This is a genomic window from Collinsella sp. OM07-12 (assembly GCF_003438275.1).
GTDB lineage: Bacteria > Actinomycetota > Coriobacteriia > Coriobacteriales > Coriobacteriaceae > Collinsella.
On record NZ_QSTQ01000009.1, the window covers coordinates 32669 to 47013 of the forward strand.

Sequence of the window (14345 nt, forward strand, 5' to 3'; positions counted from 1 at the left end):
CATGCACAACTTGGTGGCATATCGGCAGCTAATTGACGATATGCGAGCTCATATAGTCGATAAAGCGCCTCGTAGCGATAGGCATGGTATCCCAACTGCGCCAGGCTGCCACGACATCGCGTGAGGAAGCGTGCACGATGGGACGCACGCGAATATCGGCCTGCATGCCTTCGACCGTACGACGGTAGAGCATGCTCACACCCAGGCCCTCCTCCACCATCGCCATGATGGTGTAGTCGTCGGTCACCTCACTCATCACATGCGGCGACAGCCCATGCGCCGCAAACGCATCGAGTACCAGGCTCTGTTCACCCTCATCTAGCAGCACAAACGGCTCGGATGCCAGGTCGGCGAGTGTCACCTTTTCCTTTGCCGTCAGCGGATGCGCGGCCGGCAGCAGTGCCACCAACTCGTCGTGATAGACCACGCGCTTCTCGAGCCCAGCGGTAAATCCGCGCGCCGTAAAGCAAAAGTCAACTACGCCATCGTGCACCCACTGGGCGTTGCGCGTGTAATCGCCCTGCTTGAGGGTAAAGTGCACGCCCGGGTGCAGGGCCCCAAAGTCGCGGATCACACGCGGCAGCACGGTACGACTCACGTTGGTAAACGTCGCAATGCGAATGTCGGTCGACGAAAGCCCCAACAACTCCTGACGCTTGCCCTCAAGCTCGGCCTCGGCCGTTACGATCTGGCGCAGATACGGCAGATACTGTTTGCCGTCGCGCGTAAGCGAGACGCCCTGCTTGCCGCGCTCGATAATCGTGGTGCCCAGCTCGCGCTCGAGCGCCTTGACGGCCTGGCTCACCGCGCTTTGCGTATAGCCCAGCTCGTCGGCCGCACCCTTAAGACTGCCGCAATCGACCACCATACATACAATCTGATACCGCGATGCCATCGTGCCTCCACATCGATGTAGCCGTAAAACGTTTTGCTAGCGTTTTTCCTATCAACATTAGCATTTCTTAATCATACTGAAGATACATTCGCTTTACTACATCCTCATCTGGGAGCAGAATCCTTTTTACGAAACCGTTTTGTAACAAAAGGAGTCCCATGGATCGCAAAAAAGCAATCGCGCTCTCATTTTCCGTTCCCGTCGCATGGGGCTTTTCGTACCCCCTCATGAAGATCGGCATGGATAGCATGAACGCCACGAGCATCGTTGCGCTGCGCTGCATCATCGCCTTTGCAGCTTGTCTGCTGCTCTTCCACAAGCACGCGCTGCGCATCAATCGCAACGTGATGATTCGTTCCGCCATCATCGGCGCCATCATGGCAACCGAGCTTACCTGCATGTGCTTGGGCTCCAGTCTCACCTCCGCCTCCACCGCCGGCTTTTTGCAGAGCCTGACGGTCGTGATCGTGCCGTTTGCCAACGCGGCTCTGCTGCGTCGCGCCCCCGAGCGCAAGGTGCTCATCGGCACCGCCATCGTCACCTGCGGCATGCTTTTGCTCTCGGGCGCCGACTTTACCAGCCTGAACCCCGGCGCGATGGTCATGCTGCTCTCGGCCTTTATCTATGCCGGCCACATTATCGTAGCCAAGCGCTTTGTCGAAGAAGTCGATCCGCTGGCTCTGGGCGTTTGGCAGCTGGGCTTCGGTGGCTTGTTCTCGGGCGTCGCCGCATGCACCTTTGGCGGCTTTACGCTTCCCAGCACGCCGAACGAGATCGTCGTTGTCGTTGCGCTCGCACTCATCTGCTCTGCCTACGGCTTTATCACCCAGACGCTCGTGCAGCCCCACGTACCCGCCGAGACCACCGGCTTCGCCTTCTCGCTCGAGCCGGTCTGCTCCGCCGTCTTCTCGTTCTTCCTGGTCGGCGAGGTCCTGAGCCCCATCGCCTTCTTTGGCGCAGCGCTCATCCTCACCGGCGTCATGATGGCAACCGTCGAGCTTCCGCACCTTCACGCACATGGGCATACTCGTATGGCAGGAGCGCCCGAGCACGTCTCGTAGACCCCACTCCTCATGCAGCCGCGGCATAAAGGTCTCTGGACGCCTTTACAATAGGTGCCAACATAGCATCTGCCATAAAGGAGTTCCATGGACGCTGTAACTCGCGATCGCAACATAGCAACTTGGTTGGGCGATGCGCCGCAGCCGGTCCGTGACACTACGAACCAGCTGCTCGAGCGCATCGCCCTTTTGCGTGCCGAGCAGACCATCTACCCGGCGCAAGACGACATCCTCAATGCCCTCGCCTACACGCCGGCCGACCAGGTCAAGGTTGTCATATTGGGTCAAGACCCTTATCACGGACCTAACCAGGCAATGGGGTTGTCGTTCTCGGTCCCCGCGACGCAAACCAAGTTGCCGCCGAGCCTGCGCAACATCTATAAGGAACTCAAAGCCGATCTGGGTTGCCCCATTCCCTCCACGGGAGACCTAACCCCATGGGCACAGCAGGGCGTCCTGCTCCTCAACACCACGCTCACCGTGCGCGAGCATGCCGCGAACTCGCACGCCAAGCTGGGCTGGAGTACCCTGACCGACTACATTATCGAACGCTGCTACCAGCTGCCCCAGCCGGTAGTCTTTTTGGCATGGGGCCGCTTTGCCCAGCAGATGGTCGAAGGCAAGCTCGCCACGACCGGCGCGGGCAAGGCAACCGACAAGTTCTGCCTGGCCTCTACGCACCCCTCGCCGCTTTCGGCCAACCGTGCCACGGCAGAACTCCCCGCTTTTATGGGGTCGCGTCCCTTCTCCGCTGCCAATCGGTTACTCGAACAGCACGGCTCGACCCCCGTTAACTGGACTAGCCTCGGCTAAAAATCGATACATCAAAAACGCGCCCGACAGCTTTCCATCGGGCGCGTTTCCTATTCGGACCAAATAAATTGCGTGCGGCCGGCCTCGCCGCCATCGATCAGCAGGCTCTGCCCGGTCATAAACCGGTTGGTTACGCCCACAAAGTAGATCCATTCGGCAATCTCTTGGGCGGTGGCCCAGCGCTTAAGCGGCGTGAGTTCCATGATCTGGCTCCACAGGTGTTCGTCTTCCATCACGCAACGGTTGAGCGGCGTGATCACGCCACCCGGGTCCGCACTGTTGGCGATGGCCTGCGGCGCCAGGCGGTTTGCAAGGTTCTTGGTGTAGGCGATAACGCCGCCCTTGCTGGCGGCATAGTCGGGAAACTCCGATCCCGTATGCCCGCTCGCCGACCCCACATTGACCACGGATTTGATAGCCGGTGTCGGCTTGGCGGCAAGCCCCTCCCCCACAAAGGCATAGCGCTCGGTCACGTTGATGGTGCCACGCAAGTTGGCGGCAATATCGTCGGCCGAATCCTGCACACCGGCAACGTTCACGATTACCTGTGGCTCAAGGTCGCCTGGAAACGAGTCAGGCTCGCGGACATCAACGATCAGATGGCGGTAGCGCTCGTGTTCGATCGCCGCCGGCAGCAGATCAAAGCCCACGACCTCGTGGCCCTCGTCCAAAAAGCGCTGCACGCACGCGGCTCCGATACCACCCGAAGCACCCGTGATCAAAACCCGCATACTTGCTCCTTAGACGGTTGCGTGGCGCTCGAGGTACTCGGCGCCCACATTCTCACGCTCCCAGCCACGCACGACCTTGTAGCCCACGGGGCTCAGGAAGACCTCGCACAACAGCTCGGCAACAGCGCCGGTCAGCGAGCACATAAGGACCTGCACCCAGGTCCAACCAAAGAACGTGTGGCTCACCACAATGGCAAAGACCAGGTTGTCGATAAACTGGCCAACACCCGTGGACACATAGGAACGGAGGGCGAAGCTCGCAAAATTATTCTTTTTGAGCATACGGCCGAGCGACTGGTTGAGCGTGGAGTTAACCACGGCAGAAACGAGCATTGCCAGCGAAGAGCCCAGCACCACGTACCAGGTGCCGCCGATGGTGGCGTTAAGGGCGTTGTTGACCTCGATCATACCCGTGTCGTAGTAGGCGCCCCACATGCCGGGCGTGAGCGAGCATGCCCAAAAGCACAGGCTCACGGCCAGGTTGACCGCCAGCGCGAGGATAGAGATTTTGATGGATGCCTTGGCGCCAAAGCGCTTGCAAATCATGTCCTGGCACAAAAACGAAACCCAGCTCACCACAAAGCCGCAGTCGAGCGCCAGATACGGCAGGCTGATAAGCTCTTTGTTGGCCAGCAGGTTCATCATGATGACACTCACGAAAAACAGCGAAACCGTTGCCGCGGGAATGCTCCGCAACAGGACCTTGTAGTCCTCCATGACCTTCTTGATCATTATGTACTCCTTTGGTTTTAGGTTTAACGAGCAGGATATCGGACCCGAACTGCTCGGCCGCCACGGTCTTGAGGCGACGGTGGGTATGATAGCCGCTCACACGGCGGCAGGCAAGCAAGCGGCGCGGCAGCCCCACAGGACCACCGCGCCGGCGCACTAAAACGTTACATTGCCAAACTCCGACAGGACAAGGTCGGGGTTGTGGTCGGTCGCCCAGTCAACATTCCACGGGCTCGTGAACAGCAGCAGCTTGCCGCCGCGCATGTCCTCGACGCGCAGGGTGTCACGCGTGAGCGAAAGGCCCGGGATGTCGATGGTGTCGGGGTCGTTCTGGATCCAGCGGATGTCCGTATAGGACAGCGGCTGACGACGGACTTCAACACGGTACTCGGCCTTAAGGCGGCGCTCGAGCACCTCAAACTGCAGTACGCCGACCACGCCCACGATGACGCTCTCCATGCCGGCACCCAGCTCGCGGAAGATCTGGATGGCGCCCTCCTGGGCAAGCTCCTCCATGCCCTTCACGAACTGCTTGCGCTTGAGCGTGTCGACCTGCGTGATGCGGGCGAACATCTCGGGGGCAAACGTCGGGATCTGCGGATACTGTACGTGGCGCTTGCCAGAGCACACGGTGTCGCCGATGCTAAAGATACCCGGATCGAACAGGCCTACGATATCGCCCGCGTACGCCTCGTCCACGATGGCGCGGTCATCGGCCATCATCGACGTGCCCGTGGCAAGCTTGAGCTTACGGTTGCCCTGCACGTGGAAGGCATCCATGCCGCGCTCGAACTTGCCCGAGCAAATGCGCACAAAGGCGATACGGTCGCGGTGGTTCTTGTCCATGTTGGCCTGGATCTTAAACACAAAGCCGCTAAAGTCGTCGCGGCACGGATCGACCGGCTCGCTGGTGAGCGTATCGGTATAGGCGCGCGGCGTCGGGGCCAGGCGCAAGAACTCCTTGAGGAAGGGCTCCACGCCAAAGTTGGTGAGCGCCGAGCCAAAGAACGCCGGGCTCAGCTTGCCGCAGGCCACGGCATCCAGGTCGAGCTCGTCGCCGGCGCCATCGAGCAGCTCGATGTCGTCCATCAGGTTCTTGTGGTTCTCCTCGCCAATAAGCTCATCCATGGCGGGGTCGCCCAGCTCGGCCTCGACCTCGGCGACCTTCTTGGTGGCGTTGGCGTGACCGTCGCCCTCAAAGGCGATGACGCGACGGGTCTGACGGTCGAACACGCCACGGAAGTTACGGCCGCTGCCGATTGGCCAGTTCATGGGGTACGTATTGATGCCCAGGACGTTCTCGATCTCTTCCATGAGCTCAAACGGATCGCGGGCCTCGTGGTCGAGCTTGTTCACAAAGGTAAAGATGGGAATGTGGCGCAGCGTACAGACCTTAAAGAGCTTTTTGGTCTGGGCCTCGACGCCCTTGGCGCCGTCGATGACCATGACCGCGGCGTCGGCGGCCATAAGGGTACGGTAGGTATCCTCCGAGAAGTCCTGGTGGCCGGGAGTATCGAGGATGTTGACGCAGGCGCCGTTGTAGGTGAACTGCAGTACCGAGGAGGTAACGGAAATACCGCGCTCCTTCTCGATGTCCATCCAGTCCGAGACGGCATGCTTGGCCGAACTCTTGCCCTTGACCGAGCCGGCGGTCTGGATGCTGCCGGTATAGAGCAGCAGCTTCTCGGTAAGCGTGGTCTTACCGGCGTCCGGGTGGCTGATGATCGCGAATGTACGGCGCGACGAGATTTCATCCGACAGGCTTGCCATGCGGATCCTTTCTTGCATTGAGTGCATTTCGTCGTTGAAACCGTACTATTGTAGCCGCGAAATCCCGCCACAGGGCACCTATCAGGACAAATTCATCAGCCAAGCTCGCTGTGCATCGAACAGCTGCCTCAAGGACTGTCTCGATCTGTAACAGATAGACGGGTTTTAGCGTTCCTGGTGTTACAGATTGAGATAAACGGCTGGGAAGATCGACACCGTCTCAATCTCGTCTCAATCTGTAACAGAAAGACGGGTTTTGAGCCTCCACCTGTTACAGATTGAGATAAACCGGCAGGAAGGCAACCAATGTCTCAATCTGTAACATCTAGCCGCCCAAATCGACTCTTACTGTTACAGATTGAGACAAATAGACAGGCGGGCAAATAACATCTCAATCTGTAACAGCAAGCGACCCAAAACGGACCTAGGTGTTACAGATTGAGATTGTTTTGAAGTAAGCGCGACACTGGCAGGCTATTCCACATTTCCTCTTGCATAACTGTGCATAGTGTATATATACTGTGCTTACCGGTTATATACACGTGTAGCCCAACAGCTAAGGAGCCGCTGTGGACATCATCCTATCCAATTCGAGCGACAAGCCCATCTATGAGCAGATCTCCTCGCAGGTCAAAGCTCAGATCCTTTCGGGCGCACTCGCTGCAGGAGCCAAACTCCCCAGCATCCGCGCGCTCGCGAGCGACCTCGGTGTGAGTGTCATCACCACCAAGCGCGCCTATGCCGACCTGGAACAACTTGGCTTTATCTGTACCGTGCAGGGCAAGGGCTGCTTTGTCGCCGAGGGCAACCAGGAACTCTTGCGCGAAAACCAGCTTTGCCATATCGAAGAGTTGCTTGCGCAGGCCGCTACGCAGGCCGAAACCCTGGGCGTCACGCGCGACAAATTGCACGAGATGCTCGACCTTGTAGCCCCCGAAACCATGCAGTAGCCATCTGCAAGAAAGGCTATACCATGCAAAACTTGCTAGAACTCAAAGGCGTCTCACGCCGCGTAAGCGACCGCTTTTCCCTACGCGATGTCACACTCACCGTGGAGCCCGGCCAGATTGTTGGCTTTGTGGGCGCAAACGGCGCCGGTAAGACAACGACGATTCGCGCCGCGCTCGGACTCATAAAGCTCGATGCCGGCGAGGTGCACCTGTTTGGGCAGCACTGCGGCACCGACGCGCCCGGCGAGACACAGCGCCATCTGCGCTCCCGCATCGGTCTTGTCCTGGACACGTGTCCTTTCCCTTCCACGCTCAAGGTGGGCCAGATCGAGACGCTCGTAGGCCCGGCGCACCCCACATGGAGTCGCGAAACATTCGCCAGATTTATCGAACGATTTGGCCTTGATCCCAAAGCCAAGGTCAAAGACCTCTCCCGCGGCATGGGTATGAAGCTGCAGCTCGCCTGTGCGCTCAGCCACAATGCCAGGCTGCTCGTTTTGGACGAAGCCACCGCGGGCCTCGATCCCATGGCGCGCGAGGAGCTGCTCGATGAGCTGCTCGCCTTTGTTTCCGACGGCCAGCGCAGCGTACTGCTCTCGAGCCACATTACGTCCGACCTCGATAGCGCCGCCGATCGCGTCATCTGCATCGATAACGGTTCGATTGCATTTGACCTGCCACGCGAGGACATTACCGACCGCGCCGGAATCGCCCACTGCACGCAAGCACAGGCCGCAGAGCTCATGGCTTGCGTCGAAGGCGCCCGTGCTGCCCGCCACGCCTATAGCGTGGACGTGCTCGTGCCCAACCGCCGTGATACGCTCGAGGCTTTCCCCGAGATTCCCTGCGATCGGGCAACCATTGATGACTACCTTCGCCTCATGCTGAAAGGGGCTTCGAAATGAAACGCGCCTTTATGTCCGAGCTCGCCATCGTTCGCACGCTTATCCCGAGCATCGCGGGTGTCGGCTTATTTATATTCATCGTGATGACCCTCGCCAACGCATCGGATGGTGATTCCGGCATGAGTGCTGGCGCCTGCGCAGTCAGCGCCATGTCGCCCATCATGATCATGAACTCGCTAGCCGGCTTCGACAATCAAAACGGATGGGAGCGCTATCGGGCAACGCTGCCCTTCTCGCGCAAAGACATCGTCTGCGCACGTTACCTGTGTATCGTTGCTTTCTCGGCCATCATGGCATGTGCGGCCGCGCTGTTGAACATCGTCACCATCCCACTCTTCAATAATGCAGGCATTTTCCCGACGGGACAGGTCGTATTTGAGATCGCAATTGCCTCGGCAGCCTCGATGCTCATCTCCCTCATGATGGTGTTTTTGGCGCAGCCGCTGTTCTTTCGTTTTGGACACATGGAGGCGCTGCGCCTGTCCGTTGGTCTGTTTGCCTTGCTCGGTTGCCTTGCTATGGCCACGCTGAGCTCCTCCAACCCCATCAGCAACTGGCTCATGTCGATTGCCGGGGCAAATCCCGATTCCGCCGTCCTCGGCTGCCTGTGCGCAGGAATTGCCGTCCTGGCCCTCGCGCTATGCGCAATCAGCTGCACCGTCAGCACCAAGGTTTATCGAGTACGCGACCTGTAATCGACAGCTAAAGGACTTGGGCGGCACCCCACCTCATTTACTAGATAAGACGAAGCAGTAACAACGTCGTTACCACCCTTCACGGCATGCCGTTCACTTCTCGGAAAAACATTCACCTTCAATTCGAGCCCTAACCAAATGGCTCCCCGGAACATGGCCCCGTCTCGCCGCGGCCATATCAAACCTTCATGGTGGGGCGGTATCCTTATGTCCATAAAACTCGCAGGATAAACCCATTATCCAAGGAGGCATCGCACCCGTGTCGTGGGTCGTCGCAGCATTTGCGTCAGCATTCTTTGCCGGCATCACATCCATCTTGGCCAAATGCGGTATCAAGCAGACCGACTCCGATATCGCGACGGCCATTCGCACCTGCGTGGTGCTCGTTTTCGCCTGGGCAATGGCGGGCATTTCTAGATCCATTGGGACCATTGGCAGTATCGAACCCAGATCCTGGCTCTTTCTCGTCCTCTCGGGACTCGCTACAGGTGCTTCGTGGATCTGTTACTTTAAGGCGTTGAGCATCGGAGACGTCAATAAGGTCGTACCGGTCGACAAGATGAGCACCGTGCTCGCCGCGCTGGTCGCCATCGCGCTTTTTGGTGAGACGAGCAACCTTGCGGTTAAGCTCGTGGGAACCGCTGTCATCACCCTCGGCACGTTTTTAATGATCGAGAAGAAGCAGTCCGCCGGACCCGAGCAGCAGCAAGACCGGACCTGGCTCGCTTACGCCCTCGGCGCCGCCGTGTTCGCGGCACTCACCTCCATCCTCGCCAAGATCGGCATCGAAGGCGTCGAGTCAAACCTGGCCACGGCAATCCGCACCTGCGTGGTACTGGTTATGGCATGGGCAATCGTGGCAGCCAAGGGAAAACTGGAGCAGGTCGCGCACGTTGACCGGCGCGAACTCACATTTCTCGTAACATCGGGCATCGCAACCGGAGCATCGTGGCTGCTCTATTACTACGCCATCGCTGCAGGCCAGGTGAGCGTCGCGGTGCAGATCGACAAACTATCGATTGTCGTATCGGTACTATTTGCGCGTCTGGCATTCAACGAAAAACTCTCACGACGCAGCGCCATCGGTCTCGCCCTCATCGTACTGGGCACCGCCGCGCTTGCAATTTGGAAGTAGCGCCGATACCGAACGAAATCCAGTCCACCCGCAAATCCGTGACACAGCGCCCGCACCGGACTTGAGATGTTTGTACTGACTGCGCGCTATCGTGCTACTTGCGCAGCGGCTTGGGCAGCGGAATGCCGGCGGCGATAACGGCGGCGATGATCATGCAGACGATACCCTTGAGTGGGAAGCACATGAGCAGCAGGCCCACGACCATGACCGGCTGACGCATGACCGCACCCATCGTCGATGCCGTGCAGACGGCGACGCAAAAGACCGGATCGGCGCCGGTGAGGACAGCAAGGCCGTAGCCCAGGCTTACGCCCGAGAAGATAACCGGGAAGAAGTGGCCGCCGCGCCAGCCCATGTTGATAAGGGCGGGCGTCAGCATGGCCTTGACAAGACCGGTTGCAATGAGTACGCCAGCGGGAATGGTCATATAGGTCTCCATGAGCACGTCGGCCTGCGTCTCGCCGGCAAACATGGTGTAGGGCAGGACCGTGCCGCAAATGGCGAGCGCCAAACCGGCCAGCATGGCCTTGATGACAGGGCGCTCCCCTATGGCGTGGGCCAATGCCTCGCTCGCGTGCTCCGAAACAAAGTACAGCCAGCCACAGGCCGTGCCGATGAGCGCCAGGGGAATAAGCCAGGCAAGCTCGAGGTTGCCCACCTGAGCAGCCTCGAACCTCGGCATACCCATACCGCCGCCCATAAGCTGGCCGAGCAACAGATAGGTGCCCAAGCCGCCGGCAATCGCGATGCCGTAGACCACGGTCTTTTGCGCCTTGGGCAGCTTGATGGTGATCTCGTCGGACGCTGAGTCCTCATCGTCGTCGGCGCCCTGGCCGTCGGCGCTGCCGGCGAGCGGCGCCACAAAGCCAAAGACAGGCGCGGTAAAGAGCGCCGTCAGAGCAGCCTGGGTACCCAGCAGCGTGAGCTCCCTAAACTCGGCGCCAAAGCAACGCATGCGGTCGCCGACCCAGCTGCATAGACCTGCAATGACACCGGTCAGGCCAGCCTCCGGTCCAATGCTTCCGCCAAACAGCAACGGCAGCAATGCCGCAAGAGATAGCTTGCCGAGGTTGTCGTACGGGTAGCGGCAGTCGCGCTTTACCTTGGCCATCACCTGGTTGAGGTCATCGGTCTTGGTGCCCGTCATCTTTTCGTACAGACCGATCAGCAGGCCGCCCAGCAGGCAGACGAAAAACGGGTACGGTAAAAAACCGAACGGACCGCTCGCGAGCTCGGGCGAAGCGACGCCCAGCATTTGCGGAATCTCGGTCCATAGATAGTCGATACCGTGCTCCATCGCAAAAAAGAACAGCCAGACCGCAGCGCCTGCGAAAGCGCCAGTCACAGCAACGCTAGCTAAAAACAGCGCACGGTTTTTGGGTTTTGCCAGGTTACCCATCGGGTCCTCCCGTGGTCAAAGTCAACATAGATACGCCTTATTGTAGGGCGAGCATTGTCCAGACGAGCCAACCATCTGCGCCCCAAACGACACCATTGAGTGCCAGGGCACTACGGATGCGAACCTCAACTCCCAATAATCGAGGCAATCTCGCGCAAATCGTCGGCAAAGTAGATGCCTTGCTGGCGCTGCGGACTCGATAAGCCCTTATCGATCATATGCCCGAGCAGCGCCTTGAGGTCGTTGTAGTAACCGTCCAGGTTATACAGGATGCACGGAGCACTCAGGTGTCCCAACGATACCGCAGACATGACCTCGGCAATCTCCTCGAGCGTGCCCGTCCCGCCGGGAAAGGCAATGAAGGCATCGCCAAGCTCAATCATCTTGGCTTTGCGCTCAGCCATATCGCTCGTCACGATAAGGTCGTCAATACCTTCGTGTTGAAACTCTGCCTCGATAAAAAAGCTCGGCTCAACGCCCGTCACATGCCCGCCAGCATCGAGCACGCTATCGGCAAGCGCGCCCATCAGGCCCGATTTAGACCCGCCGTATACCAGCGCGTGCCCGTTGGAGCCAATCCAGTTGCCCAGCTCTTGCACCGCAGGCAGAAACGCCGGGTCATTGCCGACGCTGGCGCCCAGATACACGGTGATATTCATATTCAGTCCCCCTCGTCGTGACGCACGGCGCCCGTTCTAGCGTTGGCGTCGGCGATATTCGCGTACGCGGCGCGACAGGTCAGCGAGCTCGTCACGATCGAGCTCTTCCAAATGCTCAAGATCATCCATAAAGCGCGCCATGGTGTCCTTTTGGCGCAGTTTAATGAGCGTATTGCAGTAGTTCACCGCCACACCCGTGAGCATGGCGATGTAGAAGATGCTGATGACGCTCAGGACGACGGTAATAGCGCGGGCGACCGGCGTTTCGGCCGGGATATCGCCAAAGCCGATGGTCGAGACCGTCTCAAAGCTAAACCAGAGACCATCGCCAAACGTGAGGGTCGTGGGCTCGGACAGCCAGACAGCCGTCGAGCACAGCAGGTAAAAGATAAGAAACAGGCCCGTGATGCGTGCAAAGCCAGCCTGTCGCAACACGTCGGCAAGCGTCCTCAACTTGTTCATCGCGACCCCTTTTCCCAGACGCCCAATCACATTCGCTCGGTATTGTCCCACGCCTTCCCCGCAAACGGAACCAGTCGTCGGGGACGCTTCTAAACGGCGGGTTATGAAGGACCGTCCCCGTGGCAAAACGGCATACGTTTCAATCTGCGACAAATAGGACATCCCCACAGGTCTCACGGCCCGAACGAGTATCTTGATATAGACATACCGCCCACCGCCGTGCCCGCAGCACGCAAAAAGAAAGGGAGTCCACAATGTTTAGGCCTCTTCGCAGAAAAAAGCGCGCCATCACCGATAAACAGGCGCGAGAGCTGCTCGCCGATTGCAAGCGCGGCGTTTTTGCCGTCAACGGCGACGATGGCTATCCCTATGCCATTCCCGTCAATTACTTCTTTGACACCGAGCACGACAAAATTTATTTTCATGGTGCCAAGGCAGGACACAAGGTCGACGCACTCAAACGAAACGACAAAGTCTGCTTTACCGTCTATGGCAACGATTGGCATAAGGATGACGACTGGGCACCCTATGTTCAGAGCACCGTGGTTTTTGGCCGCTGTCGCCTCGTGAACGATGACCCGGCATTTGTCGAAGATACAATCCGCCAGCTCGCCCTCAAATACTACCCTTCCGCCGAGGAGGCCGAAGAGGAGATCAAACAAAGCATAGGGGGCGTCCAGCTGTATGAAATTACGGTTGAGCACCTTTGCGGCAAGCAGATTCAGGAAAAATAGCAAACGCGGAAAACGTGCTCGCAGCCCTCTGTGCCCTCTGTGCCCTATGCGCCCACGCACGCTAACGGCGTGGGCGCAGACCGCGGCGGCCGAATCGCTTGCCCCCTATACCCCAAAAACGTAGCGGTCCAAGCGGTCGCACGCCTCCCTTACACGCGAAAGCGGCAGTGCTAGATTCACGCGAATGTGGCAAGATCCGTGGAACGGACGGCCGTCCTGATAGCCCACGCCCACACGCGCGCCCTCATCGAGCAGCCACTGAATATCGCGGCCATGCTCGCGGCACCACTCCGTGCAGTCTAGGAACACCATATAGGTGCCCTGCGGGCGCGAATAGGACACGCCCTCAAAATGCTCGTCCACGTAATCGCAGAAGTAGTCAATGTTGCCCTCGATGACCTCGTTGAGTTCATCGACCCACTCGTAGCCCTGCGGCTGGTAGGCGCCGATAAGCGCATGCATCGAAAGGACATTCATCTCGTTATAGTGGGTCATATTGGACACGGCGCACACGCGATCGCGCAGCGTCTCGTTATAGATGATGTGGTAGCTGCCGACCAGGCCCGCCAGGTTAAACGTCTTGCTCGGCGCATAGAGGGCGACCGTGCGCATGCGGGCATCCTCGCTCACCGACTGCGTCGGGATATGCTTGTGGCCGGGCATGATGATGTCGGACCAGATCTCGTCCGAGATCACCACGCAATCGAGCCGGCGATAGATGTCCATGGCGCGCTCAATCTCATCGCGCTCCCATACGCGGCCGCAGGGGTTATGCGGCGAGCAGAACACCGCGGCATGGATATGGTTTTGGACGAGCTTGCGCTCCATGTCCTCAAAGTCCATGCGCCACACACCCTGGTCGTCGAGCTTAAGCGGGCTGTGGACAATGCGATAGCCCGCGGCTTCGATAGACTTGGTAAAGCCGATGTAGGTAGGGCTGTGGACCAGCACCGCATCGCCTGGCTGAACATACGCACGCAGCGTCGACACGACACCGCCCAGCACGCCGTTTTCGTAGCCGATATGTTCAGGGCGCAGACCCTCGACGCCATTGCGGCGGCTCTGCCATTCGATGATGCGGTCGAAATACTCGGAGCGCGGGTTAAAGTAGCCAAACATGGGATGCTGAGCGCGCTGAATGATGTGCTCCTGGACCGTAGGCACCGTGGCAAAGTTCATGTCGGCCACCCACATGGGAATGCGGTCGAAGCCCTCGTCAGGCGCGTTCGGAGCCATGCCGGGGATCTCGCCCCAAGAGTCAGCGGCGATGGAGTCCATGCCGTGGCGGTCGATGATTGAAGTGAAGTCGTATTTCATGCTGGACTCCCGTGCAAAGTAGACTGTTTCGATAGGCGCTATTGTCCACCAGCGTGGGCGGTTTTGGCGCGGGGTTTGGCGCTTAAT

Annotated in this window: 14 protein-coding genes and 2 pseudogenes; 8 read left to right on the forward strand and 8 right to left on the reverse strand. The window is 59.0% G+C overall.

All coding sequences use genetic code 11. The features are described 5' to 3' along the window. Nucleotides 1-28 precede the first annotated feature (28 nt). On the reverse strand, nucleotides 29-895 hold the full coding sequence (locus DXB98_RS04600; protein ID WP_117743309.1) for a LysR family transcriptional regulator: 867 nt from the start codon (nucleotides 893-895) through the stop codon (nucleotides 29-31). 158 nt (nucleotides 896-1053) lie between these two features. On the opposite strand from DXB98_RS04600, the gene DXB98_RS04605 reads away from it, so the two are divergent. Both DXB98_RS04605 and DXB98_RS04610 read left to right on the forward strand, forming a co-directional pair. Next, the gene (locus DXB98_RS04605) at nucleotides 1054-1956 is read left to right on the forward strand and encodes a DMT family transporter (RefSeq protein WP_117743310.1); all 903 of its coding nucleotides are present in this window, start codon (nucleotides 1054-1056) and stop codon (nucleotides 1954-1956) included. 87 nt (nucleotides 1957-2043) lie between these two features. Beyond that, nucleotides 2044-2769: a uracil-DNA glycosylase gene (locus DXB98_RS04610; RefSeq protein WP_117743311.1), complete on the forward strand. Its 726-nt coding sequence runs from the start codon at nucleotides 2044-2046 to the stop codon at nucleotides 2767-2769. A 50-nt stretch (nucleotides 2770-2819) separates the two neighbouring features. Here DXB98_RS04610 and DXB98_RS04615 read toward each other — a convergent pair whose 3' ends face one another. The 3 genes from DXB98_RS04615 to DXB98_RS04625 all read right to left on the reverse strand — a co-directional run bounded on the left by DXB98_RS04615 (nucleotide 2820) and on the right by DXB98_RS04625 (nucleotide 6002). Then, nucleotides 2820-3500, reverse strand: coding sequence for an SDR family NAD(P)-dependent oxidoreductase (locus DXB98_RS04615; RefSeq protein WP_117743312.1), 681 nt, complete (start codon nucleotides 3498-3500; stop codon nucleotides 2820-2822). A 9-nt stretch (nucleotides 3501-3509) separates the two neighbouring features. Continuing rightward, nucleotides 3510-4232: a VUT family protein gene (locus tag DXB98_RS04620; RefSeq protein WP_233505091.1), complete on the reverse strand. Its 723-nt coding sequence runs from the start codon at nucleotides 4230-4232 to the stop codon at nucleotides 3510-3512. Between the two features lie 156 nt (nucleotides 4233-4388). After that, a complete protein-coding gene (locus DXB98_RS04625; protein WP_117743313.1) occupies nucleotides 4389-6002 on the reverse strand; it encodes a peptide chain release factor 3 in 1614 nt (537 codons plus the stop codon). A gap of 569 nt (nucleotides 6003-6571) precedes the next feature. Between DXB98_RS04625 and DXB98_RS04630 the strand changes: the two genes are divergently transcribed. The 5 genes and pseudogenes from DXB98_RS04630 to DXB98_RS10590 all read left to right on the forward strand — a co-directional run. Further along, nucleotides 6572-6952, forward strand: coding sequence for a GntR family transcriptional regulator (locus DXB98_RS04630; RefSeq protein WP_117743314.1), 381 nt, complete (start codon nucleotides 6572-6574; stop codon nucleotides 6950-6952). 23 nt (nucleotides 6953-6975) lie between these two features. After that, nucleotides 6976-7857, forward strand: coding sequence for an ABC transporter ATP-binding protein (locus DXB98_RS04635; protein ID WP_117734573.1), 882 nt, complete (start codon nucleotides 6976-6978; stop codon nucleotides 7855-7857). After that, nucleotides 7854-8552 (forward strand): ABC-2 transporter permease, encoded by a 699-nt coding sequence (locus DXB98_RS04640; protein WP_117734574.1) that lies wholly within the window; start codon nucleotides 7854-7856, stop codon nucleotides 8550-8552. Before DXB98_RS04635 ends, DXB98_RS04640 begins: the two co-directional genes overlap by 4 nt. 259 nt (nucleotides 8553-8811) lie before the next feature. After that, nucleotides 8812-9225 (forward strand): annotated as a pseudogene (locus DXB98_RS10585) (EamA family transporter); the annotation flags it as partial. A 57-nt stretch (nucleotides 9226-9282) separates the two neighbouring features. Next, a pseudogene (locus DXB98_RS10590) lies at nucleotides 9283-9687 on the forward strand (EamA family transporter); the annotation flags it as partial. Between the two features lie 94 nt (nucleotides 9688-9781). Here DXB98_RS10590 and DXB98_RS04650 read toward each other — a convergent pair. The 3 genes from DXB98_RS04650 to DXB98_RS04660 all read right to left on the reverse strand — a co-directional run bounded on the left by DXB98_RS04650 (nucleotide 9782) and on the right by DXB98_RS04660 (nucleotide 12207). Beyond that, a complete protein-coding gene (locus tag DXB98_RS04650) occupies nucleotides 9782-11086 on the reverse strand; it encodes a chloride channel protein (protein WP_117743316.1) in 1305 nt (434 codons plus the stop codon). Nucleotides 11087-11211: 125 nt separating this feature from the next. Further along, complete coding sequence (locus DXB98_RS04655; RefSeq protein WP_117734577.1) at nucleotides 11212-11745, reverse strand: TIGR00730 family Rossman fold protein; 534 nt, start codon at nucleotides 11743-11745, stop codon at nucleotides 11212-11214. A 36-nt stretch (nucleotides 11746-11781) separates the two neighbouring features. After that, nucleotides 11782-12207: a potassium channel family protein gene (locus tag DXB98_RS04660; RefSeq protein WP_158550201.1), complete on the reverse strand. Its 426-nt coding sequence runs from the start codon at nucleotides 12205-12207 to the stop codon at nucleotides 11782-11784. Between the two features lie 254 nt (nucleotides 12208-12461). Between DXB98_RS04660 and DXB98_RS04665 the strand changes: the two genes are divergently transcribed. Next, nucleotides 12462-12941 (forward strand): pyridoxamine 5'-phosphate oxidase family protein, encoded by a 480-nt coding sequence (locus DXB98_RS04665; protein WP_117743317.1) that lies wholly within the window; start codon nucleotides 12462-12464, stop codon nucleotides 12939-12941. 105 nt (nucleotides 12942-13046) lie between these two features. Here DXB98_RS04665 and DXB98_RS04670 read toward each other — a convergent pair whose 3' ends face one another. Further along, on the reverse strand, nucleotides 13047-14258 hold the full coding sequence (locus DXB98_RS04670) for a MalY/PatB family protein (protein ID WP_117734580.1): 1212 nt from the start codon (nucleotides 14256-14258) through the stop codon (nucleotides 13047-13049). Between the last annotated feature and the right edge of the window lie 87 nt (nucleotides 14259-14345).